At 70.2% G+C, this 23,372-nt stretch carries 23 protein-coding genes and 1 pseudogene; 13 read left to right on the plus strand and 11 right to left on the minus strand.

What is annotated here, in order from left to right; all coding sequences use genetic code 11:
• The first annotated feature begins 335 nt into the window (after positions 1–335).
• Together BMG523DRAFT_RS23245 and BMG523DRAFT_RS25350 are read left to right on the plus strand one after the other, a co-directional pair.
• Positions 336–773 carry a helix-turn-helix transcriptional regulator gene (locus tag BMG523DRAFT_RS23245; RefSeq protein ID WP_011435438.1) on the plus strand — a complete coding sequence of 146 codons (438 nt, stop codon included), beginning with the start codon at positions 336–338 and terminating at the stop codon, positions 771–773.
• 16 nt (positions 774–789) lie between these two features.
• Positions 790–930: a hypothetical protein gene (locus BMG523DRAFT_RS25350; RefSeq protein WP_157902460.1), complete on the plus strand. Its 141-nt coding sequence runs from the start codon at positions 790–792 to the stop codon at positions 928–930.
• Between the two features lie 185 nt (positions 931–1,115).
• On the opposite strand, the gene BMG523DRAFT_RS14940 is transcribed toward BMG523DRAFT_RS25350, so the two are convergent.
• Entirely contained in the window at positions 1,116–2,363 is a 1,248-nt protein-coding gene (locus tag BMG523DRAFT_RS14940; RefSeq protein WP_131728922.1) for a hypothetical protein, read from the minus strand.
• Positions 2,364–2,397: 34 nt separating this feature from the next.
• On the opposite strand from BMG523DRAFT_RS14940, the gene BMG523DRAFT_RS23250 reads away from it, so the two are divergent.
• Both BMG523DRAFT_RS23250 and BMG523DRAFT_RS25355 read left to right on the plus strand, forming a co-directional pair.
• Positions 2,398–2,709: a hypothetical protein gene (locus tag BMG523DRAFT_RS23250; RefSeq protein WP_063613394.1), complete on the plus strand. Its 312-nt coding sequence runs from the start codon at positions 2,398–2,400 to the stop codon at positions 2,707–2,709.
• Positions 2,710–3,553: 844 nt separating this feature from the next.
• Complete coding sequence (locus tag BMG523DRAFT_RS25355) at positions 3,554–4,357, plus strand: metalloregulator ArsR/SmtB family transcription factor (protein ID WP_011435437.1); 804 nt, start codon at positions 3,554–3,556, stop codon at positions 4,355–4,357.
• 399 nt (positions 4,358–4,756) lie between these two features.
• Here BMG523DRAFT_RS25355 and BMG523DRAFT_RS14960 read toward each other — a convergent pair whose 3' ends face one another.
• Positions 4,757–6,232, minus strand: coding sequence for a glycosyltransferase 87 family protein (locus tag BMG523DRAFT_RS14960; RefSeq protein WP_043591411.1), 1,476 nt, complete (start codon positions 6,230–6,232; stop codon positions 4,757–4,759).
• 247 nt (positions 6,233–6,479) lie between these two features.
• Here BMG523DRAFT_RS14960 and BMG523DRAFT_RS14965 point away from each other — a divergent pair, with 247 nt between their 5' ends.
• Positions 6,480–7,598: a molybdopterin-dependent oxidoreductase gene (locus BMG523DRAFT_RS14965; protein WP_235463162.1), complete on the plus strand. Its 1,119-nt coding sequence runs from the start codon at positions 6,480–6,482 to the stop codon at positions 7,596–7,598.
• A complete protein-coding gene (locus BMG523DRAFT_RS14970; protein WP_023841302.1) occupies positions 7,595–8,080 on the plus strand; it encodes a hypothetical protein in 486 nt (161 codons plus the stop codon). Before BMG523DRAFT_RS14965 ends, BMG523DRAFT_RS14970 begins: the two co-directional genes overlap by 4 nt.
• Here the strand turns inward: BMG523DRAFT_RS14970 and BMG523DRAFT_RS14975 are convergent.
• From BMG523DRAFT_RS14975 to BMG523DRAFT_RS14985, 3 genes are read right to left on the minus strand one after another with little or no spacing between them, the layout of a single operon-like run.
• The gene (locus BMG523DRAFT_RS14975) at positions 8,013–8,738 is read right to left on the minus strand and encodes a methyltransferase domain-containing protein (RefSeq protein ID WP_011435433.1); all 726 of its coding nucleotides are present in this window, start codon (positions 8,736–8,738) and stop codon (positions 8,013–8,015) included. The genes BMG523DRAFT_RS14970 and BMG523DRAFT_RS14975 overlap by 68 nt on opposite strands.
• Entirely contained in the window at positions 8,732–9,439 is a 708-nt protein-coding gene (locus BMG523DRAFT_RS14980) for a DUF2064 domain-containing protein (RefSeq protein WP_023841303.1), read from the minus strand. Before BMG523DRAFT_RS14980 ends, BMG523DRAFT_RS14975 begins: the two co-directional genes overlap by 7 nt.
• Before the next feature lie 11 nt (positions 9,440–9,450).
• Positions 9,451–10,131: a glycosyltransferase family 2 protein gene (locus BMG523DRAFT_RS14985; protein WP_011435431.1), complete on the minus strand. Its 681-nt coding sequence runs from the start codon at positions 10,129–10,131 to the stop codon at positions 9,451–9,453.
• Positions 10,132–10,319: 188 nt separating this feature from the next.
• On the opposite strand from BMG523DRAFT_RS14985, the gene BMG523DRAFT_RS14990 reads away from it, so the two are divergent.
• From BMG523DRAFT_RS14990 to BMG523DRAFT_RS15020, 7 genes are all read left to right on the plus strand, one after another.
• On the plus strand, positions 10,320–11,087 hold the full coding sequence (locus BMG523DRAFT_RS14990) for a response regulator transcription factor (RefSeq protein WP_043591413.1): 768 nt from the start codon (positions 10,320–10,322) through the stop codon (positions 11,085–11,087).
• Between the two features lie 64 nt (positions 11,088–11,151).
• Positions 11,152–12,291: a sensor histidine kinase KdpD gene (locus BMG523DRAFT_RS14995; protein WP_011435429.1), complete on the plus strand. Its 1,140-nt coding sequence runs from the start codon at positions 11,152–11,154 to the stop codon at positions 12,289–12,291.
• 105 nt (positions 12,292–12,396) lie between these two features.
• Positions 12,397–13,440: an SDR family NAD(P)-dependent oxidoreductase gene (locus BMG523DRAFT_RS15000; protein WP_011435428.1), complete on the plus strand. Its 1,044-nt coding sequence runs from the start codon at positions 12,397–12,399 to the stop codon at positions 13,438–13,440.
• Positions 13,441–14,172: 732 nt separating this feature from the next.
• Positions 14,173–15,594 (plus strand): NAD(P)/FAD-dependent oxidoreductase, encoded by a 1,422-nt coding sequence (locus BMG523DRAFT_RS15005; protein WP_368671114.1) that lies wholly within the window; start codon positions 14,173–14,175, stop codon positions 15,592–15,594.
• Between the two features lie 183 nt (positions 15,595–15,777).
• A complete protein-coding gene (locus BMG523DRAFT_RS15010; protein ID WP_011435426.1) occupies positions 15,778–16,296 on the plus strand; it encodes a DUF5666 domain-containing protein in 519 nt (172 codons plus the stop codon).
• Positions 16,297–17,120: 824 nt separating this feature from the next.
• Complete coding sequence (locus BMG523DRAFT_RS15015; protein ID WP_011435425.1) at positions 17,121–17,921, plus strand: class I SAM-dependent methyltransferase; 801 nt, start codon at positions 17,121–17,123, stop codon at positions 17,919–17,921.
• Positions 17,922–17,934: 13 nt separating this feature from the next.
• The gene (locus BMG523DRAFT_RS15020; protein WP_023841305.1) at positions 17,935–18,318 is read left to right on the plus strand and encodes a hypothetical protein; all 384 of its coding nucleotides are present in this window, start codon (positions 17,935–17,937) and stop codon (positions 18,316–18,318) included.
• A gap of 52 nt (positions 18,319–18,370) precedes the next feature.
• On the opposite strand, the gene BMG523DRAFT_RS15025 is transcribed toward BMG523DRAFT_RS15020, so the two are convergent.
• The 6 genes and pseudogenes from BMG523DRAFT_RS15025 to BMG523DRAFT_RS26530 all read right to left on the minus strand — a co-directional run.
• Positions 18,371–18,922 (minus strand): FHA domain-containing protein, encoded by a 552-nt coding sequence (locus BMG523DRAFT_RS15025; protein WP_011435423.1) that lies wholly within the window; start codon positions 18,920–18,922, stop codon positions 18,371–18,373.
• Positions 18,923–18,982: 60 nt separating this feature from the next.
• Positions 18,983–19,465, minus strand: coding sequence for a Rieske (2Fe-2S) protein (locus BMG523DRAFT_RS15030; protein ID WP_011435422.1), 483 nt, complete (start codon positions 19,463–19,465; stop codon positions 18,983–18,985).
• 22 nt (positions 19,466–19,487) lie between these two features.
• On the minus strand, positions 19,488–20,060 hold the full coding sequence (locus BMG523DRAFT_RS15035; RefSeq protein ID WP_011435421.1) for a DUF6529 family protein: 573 nt from the start codon (positions 20,058–20,060) through the stop codon (positions 19,488–19,490).
• A 171-nt stretch (positions 20,061–20,231) separates the two neighbouring features.
• Positions 20,232–22,868 (minus strand): aminopeptidase N, encoded by a 2,637-nt coding sequence (gene pepN / locus BMG523DRAFT_RS15040; RefSeq protein WP_043591414.1) that lies wholly within the window; start codon positions 22,866–22,868, stop codon positions 20,232–20,234.
• An 81-nt stretch (positions 22,869–22,949) separates the two neighbouring features.
• Positions 22,950–23,150: a hypothetical protein gene (locus BMG523DRAFT_RS15045; RefSeq protein ID WP_043591415.1), complete on the minus strand. Its 201-nt coding sequence runs from the start codon at positions 23,148–23,150 to the stop codon at positions 22,950–22,952.
• A 40-nt stretch (positions 23,151–23,190) separates the two neighbouring features.
• Positions 23,191–23,328 (minus strand): annotated as a pseudogene (locus tag BMG523DRAFT_RS26530) (DUF5996 family protein); the annotation flags it as partial.
• Positions 23,329–23,372: the final 44 nt, after the last annotated feature.

The following is a 23,372-nucleotide window of genomic DNA, read 5'->3' on the forward strand; positions in this document are numbered from 1 at the left end:
CCGACGCGTCTCGAACCGAGGGCAGCAATGCTTCCACCAGCTCCCATAGATCGTCCGGGACCAGTCGCACCGCGAGGCTGTTCTCCATTACATCCATGATCAGAGATGCACCCCGCGCACCCACACGAGACACGCTCTTATACGTCGCCATGACCACTTGATTCCGCCCTCAATGATCTGCCACTAACATATAGATGCTGACGCATCGACTCCTTGAGACCGCCCGGATAATCCGAATTATGTATTATCGCGGGCCGGGACTTCATCGATAATTTATCTTGATTGAGAAATTCGGATAATATTATTAATTGGATAAGCGATAGGATGAGCGATAGATGGATGAATTTTCTAGAATTTTCGCGGCCCTTGCAGACGCGACCCGTCGCAACATGGTCGAGCGACTTGTCAAAAATGACGCCACAGTAGGTGAGCTTGCCGAGCCGTATGAGATAAGTCTCCAGGCGGTCTCCAGGCACCTCAAGGTGCTTCAGGAAGCCGGCTTGATCCGCCGTCCTGGAGGTTGCCACCGCAGCCCGGTGCGTCTCGAAGAGGATGCGCTCGGCCCAGCGGCCCGATGGATCCAGGAATTTTACAGCTCTCGCCTCAGATTCAAGGACGACGATATCGCCGGAAATCTCACAGGGGTAGCTAACCCGGAGAAATTAATAGCTGTCCGGGAAAAGGAGGCGCTGACCGCGCTGGAGACCGCGCTGGAGACCGCGCTGGAGACCGTCTTCGGCAGAGCTGCAAGCCTGCCCGAAAAAGCCCTATAGCGTAAGTTGATCAGCGGTGTGTGTCCGACAGATACCGGATCCGCCCGGACCCCGGGTCGGCATGCTGCGCTTCGCGGCCTTGGCGGTCGCGGTCATCGCCGAGGACAGTGGCGCGGAGCATCGGGACGTCGCCCAGCAACGGGTGCGTCTTTTCTGAAAGCGTCATTTGTGTCTGATTGGAGTCAAGACATCCTGCCATCGGCGAGTCCGGACCTTTACGGATGTTTCAGGCACTACCAGGTGTGATCGTCGCTGGTCAGCGGCTGGTTGACCGACCGAGGGAAGCACCGGCGGGGAGGGACTTCGTCGCCGGGATCGTCGACTGCCGTCCAGTTCGCGGGATCATGGGCGACGTTGGTGCCCTTGTCCCAGACAGGTCACGGAGGCCCTGCGGTGGCGGTTGCGGTGACGGTGGAGCGCGTCGGTGAGGACGGCGGCAGGGTCCCGCTGGACCCCGAGACCGCCGCTCTGCTCGCGGGTCCGATCGAGCGGTGCTCCTCGCTGATCGGCTGGGCGGTCGACGGCGCCGCCGCCCTGGATCACGGCGACCGGGAGAAGACGCTCGAGACGGACGGCCGCGAACTGCTGCGCACGCTGCTGGAGACCACGTTCGCCCTCGACGCCGCCCGCGAACAGCGCGTCAGCCACCTGGTGTCCGCGGCCGGGATCCGCCACGGCGGCGTCGAGAAGAGCCACGACCGGGGCGTGATCAGCGTCTTCGGCCCGGTCCGGGCGTCCCGGCTCGCCTACCGCAACCGGCGCGAGGCGAACCTCTACCCGGCCGACGCCCGCTGGGCGCTCGCCGACGACGCCTACTCGCTGGGGATCCGCGCCCTGGCGGCCTTCCACCTCGGGACCAGCGGCTACGGGCAGGCCCAGCAGGTCATCACCGCGAGGACCGGGGTCACCATCGGGCGCGCCCAACTCGCCCAGCTCGCCCACGACCTGGCCCGCTGGGTCAGCGACTTCTACGACCTGCGTGCCGCCACCGCGGGCGACCTCGCCGCCGGCGACGTGCTGATGACGCAGGCCGACGGCAAGGGCATCGCGCTGCGCCCCGAGCACCGCACCACCGCCAGGAGCGACGCCACCCATCCCGGGATCAAGAAGATGGCCGAGATCGTCGCCGTCACGACCTTCACTCCCGCCGTCCGCCAACCCGAGGACATCGCCGCCCCACCCGCCCGCCGCGCTGAACGCCCCGGACCCACCGCGCGCGACACGTGGGTCTCCGCGTCGATCACCGACGACATCCCCGCCGTGATCGGCCGGGCGTTCGACGAGGCCGACTGGCGCGACCCCCTGCACCTGCACCAGCGGATCTTCCTCGTCGACGGCAACAGGCAGCAGATCACCGCCATCGGCGAGCACGCGCGCACCCGCGGCCTGACCGTCCCGGTCATCATCGACTACATCCACGCCGCCGAATACGTCCGCAAGGCCGCCCGTCCAGCTCAACCGCGGGAAGACCCCCACCGAGGTCAGCGACTGGGGCGACGGGCAACTACTGCGCCTCCTGCACGGCCGCGCCAAGCCGGTCGCCGCCACCCTCGCCTCGCTCGCCGCGAAGCGGCGGAACAACCCGCGCACCCGCGACCAGGACCTCGCCGACGTCGACCGGGCCGTGACCTACCTGACCGACAACCACCAGCACATGCGCTACGACCAAGCCCTCGCCAACGGCTGGCCGATCGCCACCGGCCTCATCGAGGGCGCCTGCCGCCACATCATCGAAGACCGGTTCGGCCTGACCGGCGCCCGCTGGTCCCCCGACGGCGCCGAGGACATCCTCAAGCTCCGCGCCGTCGTCATCAACGGCGACCTCAACACCTACCTGACCTACTACAAGCAGCGCTACCTCACCGAGCACCACCTCGCCCGCTACGACCCCGCCAGCATCCCCGACCTCGGACTCCACCCTGCACGACCGGAATGACCCGGAATCACCAACCTCTCAAAAAGACGCACCCCCCAGCAACTCCTGCGCAGAGCCGCCGAACTCCAAGAGTAAACGGCGCGGGGGCCGAGGACTCGTCGTAGGGCGGCTCGTCTCACCGCGGGCCGCCCGCGGCTGGGTCGAACCGGACTACAAGCAGGTCAAACACGAACTGGGCTGGGCCGACTTCCAGGTCCGCTCCGCCACCGCGATCGCCCGCCACTGGACCCTGGTGAACTGCGCGTTCAGCCTGTGCTGGCACGACACCCCCGCCAAGCCGCCCGCACCCAGCCCAGCCGGCGACAGCCCGCACCCGGTCCGTCCTGGCACACCGCCCCGATGCCCCACACCCCGCGAACTGATCGACACGCTCGCCGCCGGACACCAGCTCTGCCTCTACCTACCCCCGTAGATCACAGATCACGAACTGCCCATCACAACAAACCACCGCCAGTTGCCTCGATGATATGCTAACATCTATAGCTGTCGATGCACCGACCTCTTGAGGCCGCCCGGATAATTCGCATGGTCAAAACTGAGACAGAAGATCTCTGGCCGTCTGCGCTCGCTCGCTGGGATCCGCCACTTCTGTGCTCTGCACAGCTATCTTCGACAGCCCGCAAGAACGGCCTCGGCGCGCTCGACGCCCTCGCTCGTCTCACCACGGGCCGCCCGTCGCTGCCCGAAAACAGCCCAGCCCTCACCGCCGCCGCGCAACCATCCGTCACTGTCAATCAAGCGGCACCTCTGGCCAGTTACATCTGAATATGTATTATTCGCAGGCCGAGACGCCCGATTGATCTTGATTGAGAAATTTTGATAATGTTGTTGATTGGGTACGATTATGACTGAATATTCCAAAATTTTCGCGGCTCTTGCAGACGCGACCCGTCGTAACATGGTCGAGCGACTTGTCGAAAATGACGCCACAGTCGGTGAGCTCGCCAAGCCGTATGGGATAAGCCTCCAGGCGGTCTCCAGGCACCTCAAGGTGCTTCAGGAAGCCGGCTTGATCCGCCGCCCTGGAGGTGGCCACCGCAGCCCGGTACGTCTCGAAGAGGATGCGCTCGGCCCAGCGGCCCAGTGGATCGAGGAATTTTACAACTCTCGCCTCAGATCCAAGAACAACGATATCACCGGAGAGATCATAAGGACAGCTAACCCGGCCCCGGGAGAATTCGTAGTTGTCCGAGAATTCCCGTTCCCCCTAAGGCAGCTGCACCGTATCCGAACGGATCCTGAGCTGTACGTGCAATGGATTTCGCCGCCTGAGACGCAGGTCAGGATCATGTTCTGGGACCCCAGACCTGGTGGACGTTGGCGCCTCCGTTTCATCGGGGACTCGAAGGTCGATATCTACGGCACCTTCCACGAGTACGACCCTGGCTGGATCGTGCAAATGTTTACAATTGGCAATAAAACCGACAATCTCGCAATCTCGAGCCAGCGGGCCAAGGATGTCGGCGGCGACGAAAGCAGGATGTCCTTCAAAGTGACGACCGACAATCTCGAGGTCTGGGCGGACTTCAGACGCCGCTGCTACCCCGAGACCGAAACCAACGCTTCCGATATCCACGGGGAGGTGGAGGCCGAGATCAAGGAAGCCTTCGGCAGAGCTGCAAGCCTGCCCGAAAGCGATGCAGCGTAAGTTGATCAGCGGTGTGTGTCCGACAGATACCGGATCCGCCCGGACCCCGGGTCGGCATGCTGCGCTTCGCGGCCTTGGCGGTCGCGGTNCGGACCCCGGGTCGGCATGCTGCGCTTCGCGGCCTTGGCGGTCGCGGTCATCGCCGAGGACAGTGGCGCGGAGCATCGGGACGTCGCCCAGCAACTCCTGCGCAGAGCCGCCGAACTCCAAGAGTAAACGGCGCGGGGGCCGAGGGCTCGTCGTCTTCAGGGAAGGGCCTTCTCAATTCGTCTTCAGGGAAGGGCCTTCTCAATCCAGTCCCTGATCGTGGCGTGGCGGGCAGCCCAAGCGTCCCGCACCCGCACCGCCCAAGCTCTGAGCAGGGCCTCGTACTCGCCGGCCTCGTCAACGAGCCCGCCATTACACCCTCACCTGCCCTTCAGTCCCTGCGCCCGGTGACGACTCGGGCCGGGGTTCGACGACGGATCGGGCCGCGGGTGCGGCAGCGCGCTCGTCGACCGCCAGCCGTCGGCCGGTCCACCGGCGCAGACCGGTCGCGGCGAGCACGACGCCACCACCGACGGCGTAGGAATACACCCGCAAAGTCCACGCGTCACCGGGCAGATCCGTGAACAGCGAGACGTAGACGGGGTGCGCGGCCGCGGCGACGGCGAGCCATTCCAGCCGCCCGGCGATGACGGCGAGCGCCGCCAGCAGCACCCCGTACCAGGGCTGGACCGGGGTCGCGACAAGGAACGCGGCACCGACCAGCCACAGCGCGGCCCGTTCGACGGGAACCCGCTGTGGATCGGTCCGCAGCACGGCGACCGTGACCGCCGCCAGCAGGGTGGCCGCTGCCGCCTTCGCTGCGGATCCGTCCAGGTGCAGCAGCCCGGCGAGCAGGAGAAAGCGGCTGCCCTCCCCGTAGCCCTCGACGTCGAGGTACTGCGGGAGGAAGCCCAGCGCCTGTGTGCCGACGGCGAGGATGTGCGGCAGGTAGGACAGCACGACCACCCCGGCGGCGGCTCCGACGAGCGTGACGGGCCGGCGCCGGGCCGCCGCGGGCAGCAGCAACGCCGGGTACAGCTTCACCGCTACCGCGCCGCCGAGCAGCGCCCCGGCGACCCCCGTCCGCAGCGGGCGGGACCGGGCGGTGAGGACCGCCAGAGCGCTGAGCGCCAGCACGGCCCCGAGGACGTCGACGTGCGCATCGGAACCGATCTCCAGGCCGGCGAGCGGCGAGAACGCATAGAAGGCCGCGTGGCGCGGATCGCGGCCTCGCGCCACCAGCATCCGCATCATCAGCCCGACCAGCGCCAGGGACATCAGCGAGGCGTAGAGCTGGAGTTTGTGTTCGCGTGGCGGCCCCGGCAGGACATGAACGGCGGTGAAGTACGCCTGCGCCACCGGCGGGTAGATGGTGTGGGCGCGCGGGTAGTTCAGCCGGATGCAGTGCGGGCCGCGCCCGATCGCCGCGCATCCGGCCGGATCCGGGAACAGCCAGCGATCGCGCAGCCGGGCCAGTTCCGGAGCGAGCGGGCCGTACCGGTAGGGGTCGATCCCGGCGGCCTGGACCCGACCGTCCCAGGCGTAGCGGTACAGGTCGTCGGAGAGCTGCGGGCCGGTGGTGGCCGCTACGGCGTGGATGGCGACGATTCCGCCGAGCAGCATGGCGACGGCCAACCGGCGCGGGGCCGCGTGGACCAGCAGCGCGGCCGTGGCGACACCGAGCGCCCACCAGAGCATGACGGGGTAGAGCACCCCTGCCCGGCCAGGCAGGTATCCCGGCGCCGCAAGGACGGCGCACTGCGTCGCGAGCAGACCCGCGAGCCCGACACCCGCCCCGACCAGGGCCAGGGCGGGCCTGAGGCGTGGCGCGGTGCGGGTTCTGGGCATGGTCCCGAGACTGGCAGGCGCAGCGCCGGCGCGGGAACACCGCGCCGGGCCTTCCTCGTTCCGTAATGCCGGTCCTCGGTCGCGAGTGGTCCCGGCGACCTACCGTGCATTCGTGCGACAGTTGCCCCGCTGGTTGCCCCGCCGGTTACCTCGTCTGCTGACCGAAAAGCTGCCGGAACCACCCCCGGTCCTGCGGCGCGGCCCCCTGCGCGAAAACGCATTCCCCAGTCGGCTGCACGATCCACGGATGGCGGCTCTCCTCGGAGTCTGGCTCGGGATCGCCTTCGGAACATGCTTTCTGACCGGGCTGGTATCGCATTTCATGCAGCATCCGCCGTCCTGGCTGGAATGGCCTTCCCGACCCGCCTGGCTGTACCGGGTGACCCAGGGCCTGCACGTGACCACCGGACTCGCGAGCGTCCCACTGCTGCTGGCGAAGCTGTGGACGGTGTATCCGCTGTTGTGGGAATGGCCCCCGATCCGTTCCGTCGCCCATGCGGTGGAGCGGATGACGATCGTGCCGTTGATCGCAGGGGCGATCTTCCAGCTCAGCACGGGCATCGCGAACATCGCGCAGTGGTACCGGTTCCACTTCTTCTTCACCGTGACCCATTACTGGGTCGCCTGGATCACGATCGGCGCGCTGGTCCTCCACATCGTCGCGAAGCTCACCGTCATCCGGGCGAATGTGGGCCGTCGCCGCCATGAGCGCGCGCACCTGGCCGCCGCCACCATGGCCACCACCACCATGGCCGGCGCCGCCCCGGGGACGGGCGGTCTGACGCGGCGCGGCCTCGGCCTCGCGACGGGGACCGCCGCCGGGGTGATCGTGGCGACGACCGCCGGTCAGTCGGTTCCGGGCCTGGCCCGGCTGGACCTGCTCGCGCCGCGGCGGCCCGACATCGGCCCGCAGGGGCTCCCGGTGAACCGCACGGCGCGAGCCGCGCGGGTCACCTCCCTCGCCCGTGACCCCGGGTACCGGCTGGAGGTGGTCGGTCCGCGCCGGGTGGTGTACACCATCGAGGAGCTGCACGCGCTGCGTCGGTACAGCTCGAAGCTGCCGATCACCTGCGTCGAGGGATGGGCCGCGGACGCCACCTGGCACGGGCCGCGGCTGCGGGATCTACTGGACGCCGCCATGATCCCCGCCGACGCGACGGTCCGGGTCGAGTCCCTCGAGGCCCGCGGGGGCTACCGGGCAAGCGACGTCAACCCCTCGCACGCCCGGGACTCGTTGACCCTGCTCGCGACCGGAGTGAACGGCGCCGACCTCGACCTCGATCACGGTTATCCGGCCCGGCTCATCGCGCCGAACCGGCCCGGGGTCCTCCAGACGAAATGGGTACATCGGGTGGTGATGGTATGAACGCCGTCGTGCTGCGCGGTGTCGCGGTGGCGGCCGGGCTGGCCGCGATCGGTTACGGGGTCGACGGCGTGCTCACCCACCAGCAGGCCACCCGGCCGCCGAACACCGTGGTCTGGCTGATCGGCGGGGTCCTGGTCCATGACGCGTTGCTCGTGCCCGCGACGATGCTCGTCGGCTTCCTGCTCACCCGGTTGGTCCCACCGCCCTACCGGTCCGTCGCACAGGGCGCACTGCTGGTGAGTGCGGCGGTCGCCCTGTCGTCGCTACCGCTGTGGCGTGGCTACGGCGGGGACCCTGGGAACCCGACGGTGAACCCGCTGCCGTACGGACGCAACCTCGCGCTCGTTCTCGCAGTGGTCTGGGCCGGCGCGGCGGCCCTCATGGTGAGTCGGGCGGTCCGCGCCCGGCGGGGAATCATCCAGTCGGGAGACGCCGGCGCAGCGCGGCGAAGTGCCGACCGGCGTCGCACCAGGTCCGGGTGATCAGCAGTCCGGCGTCCGGCGCGATGCCGGTCAGATCGTCCCCGTCCACCAGGCACCAGGAGAAGGGCCGCGACACCCGGCCGGTCGCGTCCTCCAGCCGGACCCGCATCGGACCGGTCTGGGTGCCCGGCGGTTCGAGTTCGACGAGCACCCGGCCGGAGGGGGCGAGGAGTTCCCCGGCCCGGCGCAACAACCGGGTCGGGTCGCCGCCGATGCCGATGTTTCCGTCGGCAAGCAGCAGCGCGACCCATCGTCCCTCGGCAGGCACCCGGCCGAACACGTCCCGCCGTAGTGCCGGCACACCGGCCCGCCGGGTAAGGTGCACCGCGAACGGCGCGACGTCGATGCCGAGGGCCGGCACCCCGCGGGCCGCGAGCGCGGCCGCGAGCCGGCCGGGCCCGCAGCCGACGTCGAGGGTCGGGCCGCCGCAGTGACGCAACAACGACAGATCCCCGGGGGACAGCGCCCCGGTGGACCAGGTGGACCAGGTGGGCGGGGTCGACGCCGCCGGGGACAGGGTGCCACGCCAGCGGTTCACCGGCAGCGGGTCGCGTCGCCCGTCGGGACGGCGCATCCACAGCTGTCCACCGGCGGAGCGCAGTCCCGCCTCGTAGACGGTCGTCGGTCCCCACCGGCCGTCGGGGACGCCGGTCAACACGCGGTGGCCCGGCCGGCGGCGATGCGATCCCCGTGCGTGGCGCGCAGCGCCGCGGCGAAGCGTCCACCGGGCGCGAGCCGGGCGACCGCGTCGGCGTCGGCCATGGTGTCGACGTCACGCACCGTCGGCAGGGTTGTGACCGTCAGGCCGGCTTCGGACAGGCGGGCCCGCTGCCGTGCGCCGGTGTCCGGGCGCGAGGTCGGCACGCCACGGAGAAGATCGCCGTCGGGGGTGGTCAGGCCGAGTGCCCACCATCCCCCGTCCGCGGCGGGACCGAACACCGCGTCGGTCGCGTGCAGCGCGTGGCAGGCGGAGGCGAGCAGGGCTGCGGTCACCTGGGGAGTGTCCATCCCGATGAGCAGGGTCGGCTCGGTGCCGGCGTCGAAGGCGGCGGCGAGCCGGACGTCGAACGGCCCCGACACCTGCGGCATCACTTCGATCGCGATTCGTCCGCCCGGGGTTCGTCCGCCCGGGGTTCGTCCGGCCGGGATTCGTGCGAACGAGGTCTCCAGCCATGGGCCGACCGCGCCGTCGAGGACGAGGACCGGGCGCAGTGCGTCGAACCCGGGCAGGCGAGTCAGCTCCTCAACCGCGGCCAGCGTGTCCGCGAGCGCGGCCGCCGCGACGGCCGCCGCCTGGTCCGGGCGCAGGGGCGGCGTGAGGCGGGTCTTGACCCGCCCAGGTACCGGCTCCTTCGCCATCACGAGCAGCCTCACCGGAGGCTCGCCAACAGGGCGGACATGTCCCGGGCCGTCCGGGCGGCGCCGAGCGGTGTCCCGGTCACCTTGGAGCGCCCGACCCGAGGGGTGTAGGCCACGTCGGTCTCGACTATCCGCCAACCGGCCTGGGCCGCCCGCAGCAGCAGTTCCAGCGGATAGCCGAACCGGCGGTCGGCGACGGGCAGTCGGAGCAGGTCCTCCCGGCGGGCCACCCGCATCGGGCCCAGATCATGGACGGGAACGCCGTGCCGGCGCAGCCGCCCGGCGACCACCGCGTTCCCGAGTCGGGCGTGCGGCGGCCAAGCCCGCATCGAGGTCGGGCGACGGCGACCGAGAACCAGATCGGCCCGGCCGGCCAGCAACTGCGTGACGAGACCGGGAAGCTCGGCGGGGTCGAGGGATGCGTCCGCGTCGCACACGCCGACCACGTCGGCGTCCGCAGCGAGCAGCCCGGCGTGCACGGCGGCGCCGTAGCCGCGCTCGGGCACGTCAACGACGACCGCCCCGCGTTCCAGCGCCACCTGGCGGGAGCCGTCGCGCGATCCGTTGTCCGCGACGATCGGCCGATAGTCGACGGGCATCCGGTCCAACACCCAAGGTAACGCCCCGGCCTCGTCTAGGCAGGGCAGGACGACGTCGACGGAGGCCCCGATCCCACTACGTTGCGTGAACATGATCGGGACTGTAGTGCCGTCCGCGCGTGATCAACCCTTACGAAACAAGGAATGCCCGGGTCCCGTCCGGCGGCTCGGCACGGACACGACGACGAGCACGACGAGCACGACGAAGCGGAGCATTACGAAGCGGAGACATCCGAACCGATCATGGCCGGGACGGCCGTCGCCTTACCTATCGTGGCTGGGTGGCCCGTGTGCTCGTCGTTGACGACGACGCCCTCGTCTCCGAGGTGGTTGACCGCTACCTGCGCAACGCCGGCTTCGACGTCGACCGCGCCGCGGACGGACTCACGGCCCTGCGGGTGGCCGAGACAACCCCACCGGACCTCGTCGTCCTCGACCTGATGCTGCCCGGTCTCGATGGCATCGAGGTGTTCCGCCGGCTCCGGGCGCACCGACCGGTACCAGTGATCATGCTGACCGCACGTGCCGACGAGTCGGATCGCATCACCGGTCTGGAGATCGGCGCCGACGACTACGTGACCAAGCCGTTCTCGCCGCGGGAGCTGACCCTGCGCGTGCAGTCGGTGCTGCGGCGGGCGAACGAGACGGTGCCGGGCGCGGAAGCCGGCGTCCTGCGGGCCGGCACCCTCGTCGTCGACGCGGCCGCGCGGACCGCCACCCGGCACGGGGTTCCGCTCGGGCTGACGGTGCGCGAGTTCGATCTGCTGGCCTTCCTGCTGCGCCGGCCCGGCCGGGCCTTCACCCGGGGCGAGCTGCTCGAACACGTGTGGGGATGGAGCTATGGCGACCCCTCGACGGTCACCGTGCACATCCGTCGACTGCGGGAGAAGATCGAGGATGATCCGACCGCGCCCCGGATGCTTGTCACGGTGTGGGGGGTCGGGTACCGCTACGATCCCGGCACCCCGCGCCCCGACAGCACCCCGCGCCCCGACAGCACCCCCACCGGACAGGTGGCGGCACCGGACGAGGGACGACACCGAGGATGAGACCCGAGGCGGTGCGGCGGGACGACGACCCCACGGGCGGGCTGCGAGCGAGAGCGAGGCCCCGATGAACGCCGACCTGGAGGTCATGGGGATCGCGCTCGGCTGTTCGACGGCGGCCGCGCTCACCGGCCTGCCGTTGCTGCGGGCGCTCCGGAGGCGGCCATTGTGGGCGACAGCAGCGTCATTGAGCGTGATACCGGTCGTCGCGGTGACGGTGGGGGTCGCCGGCACGGCACAGGCAATGTTCCTCTCCGATCATGACTTGCGGGTCGTGCTCATCGTGGTGGTCGTGTCGGCGGTGGTGGCGTCGGCATCCGCGGTGCGCCTGGGTGGCCCGGTCGTGGCGGCGATCGGGACGCTGACCCGGGCGACGGCGGCCCTGGGCGAGCCGGGCTATCACGGCGCCGACCGTGTTCCGACCGCCGAGCTCGGCGCGCTGGCGACGACCCTGGACGCGACCCATGTCCGCCTCGTCGAGGCGCGGGAACGGGAACGGGCACTGGAGGCAAGTCGCCGCGAGCTGGTGGCCTGGATCAGTCATGACCTGAGAACCCCGCTCGCGGGAATCCGGGCGACGGCCGAGGCCCTGCAGGACGGCCTGGTCACGGACGCCGAGACGACGGCCCGCTACCACCGGCTGATGCTCGCCGACGCCGAGCGGCTGACCGGCATGGTCGACGACCTGTTCGAACTGGCCCGGCTGCAGGCCGGTGCGCTGCGGCTGAGTCTGGAGAAGGTGCGCGTCGCCGACGTCGTCTCGGACGCGATCGCCGCGGTGGACCCGATCGCGCGGGCCAAGGGAGTCGTCGTCAACGGGCGGGCCGACCACGCCGGGTACGTTGACGCCGACGCGGCCGAGGTGGGGCGCGTGCTGACCAATCTCCTCGTCAACGCCATCAGGCACACCCCCGACGACGGAACGGTGGAGATCACCGCTACCGCGGACGCCGACCGGGCGGTCTTCGCCGTGGCGGACCGGTGCGGCGGCATCCCGCAGGAGGAGCTGCCCCGCGTGTTCGACCTCGGATTCCGGGGCGAGTCGGCCCGGACCCCCGGTGGTGACGACCATCCGCACCAGCCACGGATGCGGTCGGGGATCGGCCTCGCGATCGTCCGTGGCATCGTCGAGGCGCACGGGGGCGACGTCACCGTGCACAACCATCGGGAGGGCTGCCGCTTCGTCGTCGCGCTTCCCACGTCCTGACGTCCGGACGCCGCCCGGGGTTGCGACGGCACGGGCCGGGCCGGGCTGGAGACGTTCCGTGGTTCGTAAGATCCGGCGCGTCCCGGCACCGTTAGCGTCAGCGTCATGCGGGTTCTCGTCACCGGTGGCGCCGGCTTCATCGGTTCTCACGTTGTTGACGCGCTGGTCGCGGCGGGCGACGAGGTCAGGATCCTCGACGCCCTGCTTCCGGCGGTGCACCGGACGAAGCCCCAGGTCAACAACGCCGCCGAGATGATCGTTGGGGACGTGACCGATCGGGACCAGGTCGCCGAGGCACTGAGCGGGATCGATGTCGTATGCCACCAGGCCGCCATGGTGGGTCTGGGGGTTGATCTGGACGACCTTCCGGCGTATGCCACGAACAACGATCTCGGCACCGCGGTCCTGCTCGCGGCGATGGCCCGCGCCGGGGTGGGGCGACTGGTCCTGGCGAGCTCCATGGTGGTCTACGGCGAGGGTGGTTACCGCTGCCCGACGGACGGACCAGTGCGCCCCGGACCACGGCAGGCCGCCGAGCTGGACGCGGGCCGTTTCGAGCCGCCGTGCCCACGGTGCCACCGGCCGCTCGCGCCCATCGTGGTCCACGAGGACGCCCCCCTGGATCCCCGCAACGCGTACGCGGCGACCAAGGTCGCCCAGGAGCATCTCGCGGCGGCGTGGGCGGCGGAAACCGGCGGAACCGCCGTGGCACTGCGCTACCACAACGTCTACGGTCCGCGGATGCCCCGGGACACCCCCTACGCCGGCGTCGCGTCGATCTTCCGCAGTGCGCTGGAACACGGGCGGGCCCCGCGGGTCTTCGAGGACGGCCGGCAGCTGAGGGATTTCGTGCACGTCCACGACGTCGCGCGGGCTAACCTGCTGGCGTCCGGCCAGCCGCAGGCACCTGGCCGGCTGGTTCCCCTCAACATCGGCTCCGGTGATCCCCACACCGTCGGGGACATGGCGGACGCGCTGGCTCGTGCCTTCGGCGGTCCGAGGCCCGTCGTGACCGGCACCTCCCGGGTCGGCGACGTCCGCCACATCGCAGCCTCCTCGGCCCGAGCAGGCGATCTTCTCGGCTACCGGCCGCGGGTCGACTTCGCCGAGGGGATGCGGGCCTTCGCCCATGATCCGCTGCGGGACTGAGATTCTCCCCCGGGTCCGCAATCCTCCCCGGGCCCGCTCGGGGCAGACCCACGAAGGACTAATCCCCGCCGACCATCTTCATGAGATCGAAGATGCATCCGCCGAACACACTGCCCGTGAACGCTGCCCGTGAACGTGCAGGACGCGAACGTCACGTCAAAGAACGAGCACCGAATGAAGGTGCAGGTGGTGAAAGCAGTGTCCGAATAGACTGATGCGCTAAACCGGACCCCCGGAAAGTGCACTCGGTCAAATCCACCGCACGAAGAAAACATGATCATAGCTCTGGCCGGACCGATCCCCGCCGTCGGGGCCCAGGGACCGGGTGGTCGTCCGCGTCCGCGGGGCCGGTTCGCCGTATTTCCGTTCGGCCCTGCGCCGCCGCCTTCCGGTCAGACACGATCTTCAGTGCCCACCCATGGTCGCACTCCGAACTGGGCGTATCACTCGACGAGGCATCAATCGCCCACGAATTGTGTTGCATGCCACATGTCCCGTCGATGCTATCCGGCGACAGGAGGTGACGATAAACACGATCCCATCTCGGATATACGGCGGAAAATAGTAGCCGGGGGCCGGCACCATCAGGTATATGGTCTTCGCGGCGCCAAGGGGCACCGCCGGAGTCAAGAGGCTGAGCGGAGAAGGATCGTGACCACGGACAGCGCCCAGACAGGGCAGGCCGGCGAACCGGAACGGCTCGAGGAGCGAAGCACCTCCCCGCACCGAGTAGTGATCATCGGGTCTGGCTTCGGAGGTCTGTTCACCGCGCAGGCCCTCCGCAAAGCACCGGTCGAGGTCACTCTCGTCGCGAAGACGACGCACCATCTGTTCCAGCCGCTGCTCTACCAGGTGGCGACGGGTATCCTGTCCGAGGGCGAGATCGCCCCGACCACCCGTGAGGTACTGAGCCGGCAGGACAACGCGCAGGTCGTCCTCGGCGAGGTGACCACCATCGACGTGAACGCAAGAACGGTCACGTCCCAGTTGCTGGGTCGCACGACCGTGCACCACTACGACAGCCTCGTCGTCGCCGCGGGCGCGGGCCAGTCGTACTTTGGCAACGACCATTTCGCCACGCACGCCCCGGGCATGAAGAGCATCGACGACGCGCTCGAGCTGCGCGGCCGGATCTTCGGGATGTTCGAGCTCGCCGAGGCGTCCACCGATCCCGCGGACGTGGAGCGGTTGCTGACCTTTGTCGTCGTCGGGGCGGGCCCCACCGGCGTGGAGATGGCCGGGCAGATCGCGGAACTCTCGCGCCGGACCCTGCGGCGGGACTTCCGCAGCATCGACCCCGCCAAGGCCCGAGTCATCCTGCTGGACGCCGCACCCGCCGTCCTGCCGCCATTCGGCGAGCGGCTCGGCGCGAAGGCGGCCGACAAGCTGACCAAGATCGGCGTCGATGTGCAGCTGGGCGCCAAGGTCGTCAATGTCGACGCGACCGGCATCGACGTCGAGGACAGCGACGGCACCCGCCGGCGCATCGACTCGGTCTGCAAGGTCTGGGCCGCCGGCGTTGCCGCGAGCCCGCTGGGCCGGCAGCTCGCCGAGCAGACCGGTGCGGGGCTCGACCGCGCCGGCCGCATCGAGGTGCTGCCCGACCTGACCCTGCCGGGTCATCCGGAGGTGTTCGTCATCGGGGACATGGCGAGCCTCAACCGGCTGCCCGGCGTGGCGCAGGTCGCGATCCAGGGCGGCCGGCACGCCGCCAAGGAGATCCAGGCCTGGGTCGCCGGCAAGCAGACGGGCCGGCCGTTCGAATACCATGACAAGGGCAGCATGGCCACCATCTCGCGGTTCAGCGCGGTGGCGAGCATTGGCAAGGTGCAGTTCAGCGGCTTCTTCGCCTGGCTCGTCTGGCTGGCCGTGCACCTCGTCTACATCATCGGGTTCAAGCACCGGCTGACCACCCTGCTTCACTGGACGGTGAGCTTCATCGGCCGGGGCCGGTCGGAACGTACCGTCACCGAGCAGCAGATCTTCGCCCGGGTCGCGGTCCAACGCCTCGGAACGGACTTCGCGCCCTCCCTGCCCCCGCACGCGAGTCAGGAGGCGCCGTCCTGGACGGGGGCCCGGACGATCGTGCCGATGCAGCCGCAGGCCAAGGGCGAGGGCAAGGGCGAGGACAGCCGGCAACCGTCCCGGGTCTAGCGCGTAGCGCGGATCCGGCCTTCCACGTGGTTCGCACCACGCTCGCATGTTGCTCACATCTCGCTGTCGCATCGTGGGCTCCGACCGCGTGCCACCGTGGCGCGCGGCGCCCGGCCGATCGCCGCCGCTCAGGGCCGACGACCGGTTCGCGGCGTAGTGACGCGACGCGGAAGGACGACACAGATGCGCAGCTTCCTGACCGGACGATGGGGTGCTGGGGTCGCCGCAGCGGGTCTGCTTGGGCTCGGGTTGGGGGTCGGGCTCGGGTTCGGCGGGACAGCCGCATCCGCTGCCTCGGACCGGACTGCCAGCGCAGCAGCCACCCCAGCCGACCACACGTTCCTGGGCGACCATCCGCGACTCGCCGAGGCCCGGCTGCGTTCCCACGACGGGCTGCGTCCCCATGGCGGCATCTGGGCCGGCGGCGGCGTACACGGTGAGGCAACGGTCAAAACCGGCAAGGGCTTCCAGGTAGTGGCGGGGCAACGCGGGAAGGTGACCGCGGTGAGCCCCACCTCCCTGACGGTCACCAGTGAGGACGGCTACGTCGGCACCTATGTGATCAACGCCGATACCCGGTTGCGGATTGACGGGGACGCCGCGAAGGTCTCCGACCTCCACCCGGGGGCGACGGTCCGGGTGGGCGCGACGGTCAAGGACGGCACCCGCACGGCGGTGGTTGTCGCCCAGCCCCAGGACTGACCCACCGCCGAGGGCCTATCCCGGCATCGAAGATCACCTGGGGGACGCCTGTCAGCGTGACGGCGGCGTCCCCCCTCCGCCATCCGGCTCGTCCGCAGGAAGCTCCGGACAGCCCTCGCGTTCGAGGTCCGCGGCGCGGACCATGCGACACCGCGGGCACGGTGTCCCCGGCCGCGCCATCGTCTTCAGCCCCTGGCGGGGACGCCGTCCCCGATGTTCCGGACACCGCAGGTACAAGAAGTCGGCCTGAACGGGCATCGATTTCTTCATGGCAGGGGAACCTTTCCGGTTCCACCGCATTCCCGACACTTGATGTTGGCGTCACCGTCGAAAAGACCGTCCTCGTCCGATTCCGCCTGCGGGCGCGTCTGATACTGCGTGCCGTTGCAGGACGAGCAGGTCATCAGGCCTAGGCTGAGCCGCTCGTCGGGCGGCCGAAAATACCGACTGGATCTTTTTCGTTGTCTCGCCACGCGATCAAGGGTGCACGCTCCATCACAGCCTGTCCAGACGCATCCACCACCAGGGCGTCATCCGGGAGACAGGCGCACCGTACTCATCCCATCCATCACTCGTCCGGCTACTTTGCCTACATTTTGACCCCCGGGCCGGCGCCATGGTGAGCGGCGGGAGCGACTGGACGACCGCGACCTCGTCGAAGCGGCCGTGTGCCTCGCCAACGGCGAGCGCAGGAGTGCTCCTGCTGGTCTCATACGATGACCGACTGATTCGTCGAGGCAGGCAGGCCGTCGTGCCGCGGTGGCCTGTCCCGGCACCGCGATCGGCGCGCAGTCCGTGGCCACCCGGAGAAGGACGAGGGATGGATGATCAATAATGCTGCCCACGTACGGACCAACCGTGCCCGCTGGAACGAGATCTCTGACGACTACCAGCGACTGAACGCCCCGCAGATCCGCCGGCAGGTGTTCACCGGCGACATCTCCTGGGGGCTATGGGCCGTTCCGGAATCACGGCTCGGCGTGCTCGGTGAGGTCACCGGACGGGACATCCTGGAGATGGGCTGCGGGGGCGGCCAGTGGTCGAGCGCGCTGGTCCGGCGGGGGGGCCGACCGATCGGCTTGGACCTCTCCGAACGGCAGCTGCACCACAGCAGACAGCTCGCCGCGGAGACCGGGCTGTCCTTCCCCCTGATCCAGGCGAGTGCTGAGGCGGTGCCCTTCGCCGACGACTCGTTCGACATCGTCTTCGCCGACCACGGCGCCTTCTCCTTCGCGGACCCCTTCCGGGCCGTGCCGGAAGCCGCACGCGTGCTGCGCCCCGGCGGCCTGCTCGCCTTCAGCCACGTCAGCCCGATCTACGAGATCACCGTGGCGCCGGGCCGGGACGCCCCTGGCAGTCGCCTGACCCGCGACTACTTCGGGCTGCGTTTGCTGGCCGAGGCCGACGGCCTGGTCAGCGCCAACCTTCCCTACGGCACCTGGATCAGGCTCTTCCGGGACAACGACCTCGTCATCGAAGATCTTCTGGAACCCCGCCCGGCACCGCCGGCATCCGACAGTCACAGCGAGGAACCGGCACCCGCCCAGCCCGAACGCGGCGACAAGGCATGGGCGCGCCGCTGGCCCTCCGAATGCATCTGGCGGCTACGCAAGCCGACGCGGTGAAGGCATCGGCCTCGTGACGACCACGCTGACTGGCGACGCCGCCCCGCACGCCGCTCTGCTGACGGGCATGGCGGATCTCGCCCGCCGGCTCCGACCGGGCGGCCGGGAGACTCCCGTCGTGCTGTCGCACCACGGTGAACGGCTGATCGTGCGCCACGGTGACGTCGTGCTCAAGGCCCACCCGCCCGGATCCGGCCCACAGCCGCCCGCGGCCCGGCTCCGGCTCGTGGCCACATCCTGCTGTCCCCGCTGCCGTCCCCGCTACCCCAGCCGTCCCCGCTACCCCAGCCGTCCCCGCTACCCCAGCCGTCCCCGCTACCCCAGCCGTCCCCGCTACCCCACGCCACCCCTACCGGTCTGGACGGGCTTGCCGTCCGGGTCCACGACCGATGGGTGAGTGCCTGGCCGCGATGGGTGAGTGCCTGGCCGGCCGGAGGGCCGGCCGGAGCTCAGGACAGCGCGAGCAACGCGCCGAGGGTGAAGCCGACCGCGGCGAGCCACACGAGGGTGGGCAGAGCGCGCAGCCAGCTCGCCACGGGCGAGTGGCCGGCGTGACGCTGGGCCGGAACCTGGGCGGAGTCCGCCCCCGCCGGGACGGGGCTGGGATCGATGCGGCCCTGGCCGCCCTGGCCGGCCAGCATGGTCGCCAGATTCCCGACGTCCGGGTCGTCGGGCGCGGCGGGCGGGCGCCGCGGCGTGGGACTGACCGGGGCCAGGACGACCGTCGGCCCGTTCGCCGCGCCGAGGTGCACCTGCACCTCGCCGTCGTTCAGGGCGATGCTGCCGGTCCGGGCGCCGTCCACCCAGATGCCGTTGGAACTGACGTCCCGGGCGAGCCACCCGGCATCGCCGCGGGGCTCCAGCAGGACGTGACGCCGAGACACCCGGCCGTCCGCGATGACGACATCGCAGTCACGGCCCCGGCCGACGACGTGACTGCGGTCGGCGGACAGCACGCTCTGGCCGGACGGGACGGTGATCCGCAGCCCTGTCGGGTCCACTGTTTCTCCTCCTGGGAGGATCCGGCTCCTGCCGAGATCCGGGCGATCGGGGCGCGGGGGTCAGGCGGGGAAGATCGCGTTGTCGCGGACGGTGACGGCGACCGGCGGCAGCGGCTGTTTCGCCGGCCCCGCGACGGGTTCCCCGGTACGGGTGTCGAAGGCGCTGCCGTGGCACGGGCAGAGGATGCGGCCCTTCGCGATCGCGTTCACCGAGCAGCCCTGATGGGTGCAGACGGTGGAGAAACCCTGGATCGTGCCGGCGGCATTCCTCGTGAGCACCAGGCCGGCGTCGCCGAGGATGAGACCGCCGTCGGCAGGCACCTCGTCGACCCGGGCGAGGGGCGCCGCGCCGCCGGCCTGGCCACCGCCGTTACCCGCGCCCGAACCGTCGCCACCCGCGCGGGTCCCGCCCGCGGTTGCCTGCCGTGGTTTCGGATCGGCCGCGTCGCTGCTGCTGGCGACGACATACCCGACGGCACCCGCGGCGACGGTGACCGCGATGCCGGGGACCACGAGGCGCCGCGTCGGTGCTTCCTGCGTCATGACTTTTTCCTCGGGATCCTGTTCAGACGTGCGGAATACCGGACCGGGTGAAAAACCACAGTGAAGCCGTCAACCAGATTGCGACCAGGGAAACGAGAACCGTCGAGCCGAGGACGGGCAGTACCCACCCCGGTAACCCGCTAGTCCGTAGGCTGATCATCTTTGCCGCGTAGGCCCCGTAAAAGGCGCAACCCAGGAGGCTGTGGAGAAGCACCCGGGTGCCATCGCTGGCAAAGCCCAGCGCCCAGATGCAGTGGAAGGCCACCGGCAGGGTGAGGACGAACGCGGTCGTCCCGCTCCATCGGTGCAGCGGACCGGCCCAGCTCGGCGCCGGGCCCGCGCCGGGCAGCCGTCCCCACATCCACAGTGCCGTGGCCAGCTGAACGAATAGCAGAACGGCGGCGGCCGTCGTCAGCCACGCCTTCATCGGCAGCATGCCAGAGAAACCGAGGGTGAACAGCGGCCGCCCGGCCGGTTCGTGAACCCTCGCGTACACACCGGTCGACACCGCGACGGCGGCACCGACCAACAAAGTAACGCCTAATGCCGCACCCGCACTCGTCTGCCGTTCGGCCCGGTCCGTGCCGGCTGCCATACCGCCCCCCGTCCCCTGAGACACCCTTGCTGCGCGAACTATGCCGGAAAGAGCGCGGGCGCGTCCAGAGCCGTCGGCGAGATGACATCGTCAGTGGAATGACGATGCCGCCGGCCGGATAACGGGTGGGTTGGAGCAGGGCCGGCGTCAGGGCCGGAGACGGGCCCGGCGTCAGGGGCGGAGACGGGCCCGCACCGCTCGGCGGAGTTCGTCGGTCGCGTCGACGACGACGCGGCGCAGGAGCGGGTCGAGACGGTCGCGGGCCAGCAGGGCGTCCGCCTCCCGCACCGTCCCCACGGACACGGCGAACTGCGGATAGGCGTGGGTGGCGATCTGCCGGGCGGCGTGCGGGGATCGCCGGGCCGCCATCGCCGGCATCTGCTCGAAGTAGCGGGAGACGTACCCGTCGGTGAGATCCGCCTGCTCGGGCTGCCAGAAACCCTCGGCCGTCGCGGCGACCAGCCGGGCGGACATCGTGTCGTCGTCCACGATCATCCGCCAGGCCCGGGCTTTCGCCTCGGGATCGGCAACGGCGGCGCGGGCCCGCGCCGCATGCTCGGCGGCCCGGGCGCTGCGATCACGCCGGCTCTCGGCCGCGATCTCCCCCTCCCCGGCCCGCCCGAGTACGACCAGCCGGTGCAGCAGAGTCCAGCGTAGTTCCGGGTCGATGACCAGTCCGGCCGGCACGTCCGTCCCGGCGAGCCACGCCGCCAGCGTTCCCGCCTGCGCCGGTCCGCTACACCCGATGACCCCGCGGGCGGCGGAGAGCTGATGACCGCCTCCCGGTGCTGCGGCCGCGAAGGCCCGCGCGCAGGCGGCGTGGAGCGCCTGCGCCGCCGCCGGTCGCGCCGACGGCGCGAGATAGCGGTTCAGCACGGTGGCCCGGGCGAAACGCAGGGCGTCCTCGAAGACGGCGATCTCGGTCTCCCGGGGCAGCGCACCCGCGGCGAGCGTCAGATAGTCGGCGGCGGGCCATTCGGCGTCCCGGGTCGCGTCGGCCGCGGCCGCCCAGATGATCGCCCTGGCAAGCGGATCGGCCGTCCGCGGCAGGACAGTGGGCAAAGCGGCGAGGTCGGCCGGGACGAAACGGATCTTGGCGTAGGTCAGGTCGCCGTCGTTGACCAGCAGCAGGCGTCCCGCCTCGCTCCCGACCAGTGACGCGATCCCGGTGCGCCCGCCCGGCGCCGCCGGATCGATGTCCACCTCCACCCGGCGGAGCAGCACGATCGGCCCGGTCGGCTCCGTCGGATTGGTCGGCTCCGTCGGATTGGTCGGCTCCATCGGCTCGGTCTGCTCCGCCGGGCCGTAGACGCCGATGCCGATGCGGTGCGGACGCAGCGTCGGGTGCGTCGGCGGTGCCGTCTGGACCACTGCGACCTGGGCGAGGCGGCCGTCGGAGCCGATCGTGATCTCGGGGCGCAGCGTGTTGACCTGTGCGTGGCGCAGCCACACCTCGGCCCAGCCGGCGAGGTCCCGGCCGCTCTCCGTGGTCAGCGCGGCGAGCAGGTCGGCCAGGGACGCGTTGGCGAAGGCGTGCTGGGCGAAGTACGTCCGCAGCCCGGTCAGGAAGGCGCCGTCGCCCACCCAGGCGACCAGCTGCCGCAGGGCCGACGCTCCCTTGGCGTAGGAGATGCCGTCAAAGTTCAGCAGGGCGAGTGCGGTGTCGGGGACGTCGGCCGGGGCCACCGGGTGCGTCGACGGCCGCTGGTCGGCGGCGTAGCCCCAGCTCTTGCGACCGACGGCGAAGCTGGTCCACGCCCCGGTGAACCGCGTCGCCTCGGCGGTCACCCGATAGCCCATGTACTCGGCGAACGACTCGTTCAGCCACAGGTCGTCCCACCAGCGCATGGTGACCAGATCACCGAACCACATGTGGGCCATCTCGTGGGCGATGACGACGGCACGCAGCTCCCGTTCGGCCTCGGTCACCGCCGAGCGGAACACGAACTCGTCCCGGAAGGTCACGCACCCCGGGTTTTCCATCGCGCCGGCATTGAACTCGGGCACGAACGCCTGATCGTAGGTCCCGAACGGGTACCGGCTCGCGAACAGCTCGTGGTAGCGGTCCAGGCAGGCCCGGGTGACGCCGAAGATCTCCGCCGCGTCGGCGTCGAGGTACGGCGCGAGTGAGCGGCGGCAGAGCAGCCCGAGCGGGATGCCGTCGTGGAAGTCCTCGACGAGGTGGTACGGCCCCGCGACCACCGTCACGAAGTAGGTCGCCAGGGGTGCCGTCTCGGTGAACTCCCACCGCCCCGGCGAGGCCTGCTTCCCGGCACCGTTCGCCCGCACCGTCCAGTCGGGGGGTGCGGCCACGCTCAGGCGCACCGGCGCCTTGAGATCGGGCTGGTCGAAGCAGGCGAACATCCGCTGGGCGTCGTCGAGGAAGGTCTGCGCATACAGGTAGACCTCGCCGTCCTCCGGGTCGGTGAACCGGTGCAGCCCCTCGCCGGTGTTCGAGTACCTCATCGTGGCCGTCACCACGAGCTCGTTCGTCGCGTGCAGCGTCGCGAGGGGGAGCCGGTTGCCGTCGACGGCGGAGGGGTCCAGCGGCTGGCCGTTGAGCCACAGTTGCTGGATGGATACCGGTTTGAGCTCGACGAACGTCGCCGGTGCCGGTTCGCCGTCCGCCGACGAGCCGTCCGTGGCGAGGGAGCCGTCCGTGGGGGGACGGAGGCTGAAGCGCACCCTGGTCGTCGAGCCGAACTCCGTCGACGTGCGAGCCGCGGTCAGGTCGAGCTCGATCTCGTAGCCATCGACGCGGACCAGGCCGGCGCGGGCGAGGGCTTCGTCCCGGGTGAGGCTGTGCATACGGCGAACCTATGAGATGCCTCGCCGCCCGTCCGACGTGGACCTGGTCACCCCCCGATCTTGCCGGGTGGCCCGTCGATGTCAGTGCCCGGAGGCGAGGACAGGGTCGGTGACGCCGTGGGGGCAGGCGAACCGCTCGATGTCCCTACCCGCCCGGTAGGCCCCGGCCCGGTAGGCCCCGGCCCGGTAGGCGCTGTCGTCGAAGTCGAGAACGCCGGCCCGCCGGTCCGGGCCGCGCTCGAGGGCCGCGAGCGGGAGGACGGCACGGATGCGGATGGTCAAGGCGGATCTTGATGCCGAGCGCCGCCAGCGCGTCGAAGGTGCGGCGGTAGAACGACGCTACCGACTGCGCGACCAGGGGAAATGAGATCCTCTCGCCGTCCAGGCGCTGGACGACCAGCTCATGACCGACGAAGTCGAAGTCGATGGTGAAGATCGGGTTTCCGTCGACCTGGCCCATCGGACGCGTCGTCAGTCCACGGCCGGTCAGCTGGAGGGGAAGAT

It is taken from the genome of Frankia sp. BMG5.23 (assembly GCF_000685765.2).
Classification (GTDB): domain Bacteria; phylum Actinomycetota; class Actinomycetes; order Frankiales; family Frankiaceae; genus Frankia; species Frankia casuarinae.

What these genes read in the sequence shown, in the direction of transcription:
- BMG523DRAFT_RS23245 (WP_011435438.1), top strand. Translation starts at nt 336, where the DNA reads ATGGATGAATTTTCTAGAATTTTCGCGGCCCTTGCAGACGCGACCCGT.
- BMG523DRAFT_RS25355 (WP_011435437.1), top strand. Translation starts at nt 3,554, where the DNA reads ATGACTGAATATTCCAAAATTTTCGCGGCTCTTGCAGACGCGACCCGT.
- BMG523DRAFT_RS14960 (WP_043591411.1), bottom strand. Translation starts at nt 6,232, where the DNA reads ATGCCCAGAACCCGCACCGCGCCACGCCTCAGGCCCGCCCTGGCCCTG.
- BMG523DRAFT_RS14965 (WP_235463162.1), top strand. Translation starts at nt 6,480, where the DNA reads ATGGCGGCTCTCCTCGGAGTCTGGCTCGGGATCGCCTTCGGAACATGC.
- BMG523DRAFT_RS14970 (WP_023841302.1), top strand. Translation starts at nt 7,595, where the DNA reads ATGAACGCCGTCGTGCTGCGCGGTGTCGCGGTGGCGGCCGGGCTGGCC.
- BMG523DRAFT_RS14980 (WP_023841303.1), bottom strand. Translation starts at nt 9,439, where the DNA reads ATGGCGAAGGAGCCGGTACCTGGGCGGGTCAAGACCCGCCTCACGCCG.
- BMG523DRAFT_RS14985 (WP_011435431.1), bottom strand. Translation starts at nt 10,131, where the DNA reads ATGTTCACGCAACGTAGTGGGATCGGGGCCTCCGTCGACGTCGTCCTG.
- BMG523DRAFT_RS14995 (WP_011435429.1), top strand. Translation starts at nt 11,152, where the DNA reads ATGAACGCCGACCTGGAGGTCATGGGGATCGCGCTCGGCTGTTCGACG.
- BMG523DRAFT_RS15000 (WP_011435428.1), top strand. Translation starts at nt 12,397, where the DNA reads ATGCGGGTTCTCGTCACCGGTGGCGCCGGCTTCATCGGTTCTCACGTT.
- BMG523DRAFT_RS15010 (WP_011435426.1), top strand. Translation starts at nt 15,778, where the DNA reads ATGCGCAGCTTCCTGACCGGACGATGGGGTGCTGGGGTCGCCGCAGCG.
- BMG523DRAFT_RS15015 (WP_011435425.1), top strand. Translation starts at nt 17,121, where the DNA reads ATGATCAATAATGCTGCCCACGTACGGACCAACCGTGCCCGCTGGAAC.
- BMG523DRAFT_RS15030 (WP_011435422.1), bottom strand. Translation starts at nt 19,465, where the DNA reads ATGACGCAGGAAGCACCGACGCGGCGCCTCGTGGTCCCCGGCATCGCG.
- BMG523DRAFT_RS15035 (WP_011435421.1), bottom strand. Translation starts at nt 20,060, where the DNA reads ATGGCAGCCGGCACGGACCGGGCCGAACGGCAGACGAGTGCGGGTGCG.
- pepN (WP_043591414.1), bottom strand. Translation starts at nt 22,868, where the DNA reads ATGCACAGCCTCACCCGGGACGAAGCCCTCGCCCGCGCCGGCCTGGTC.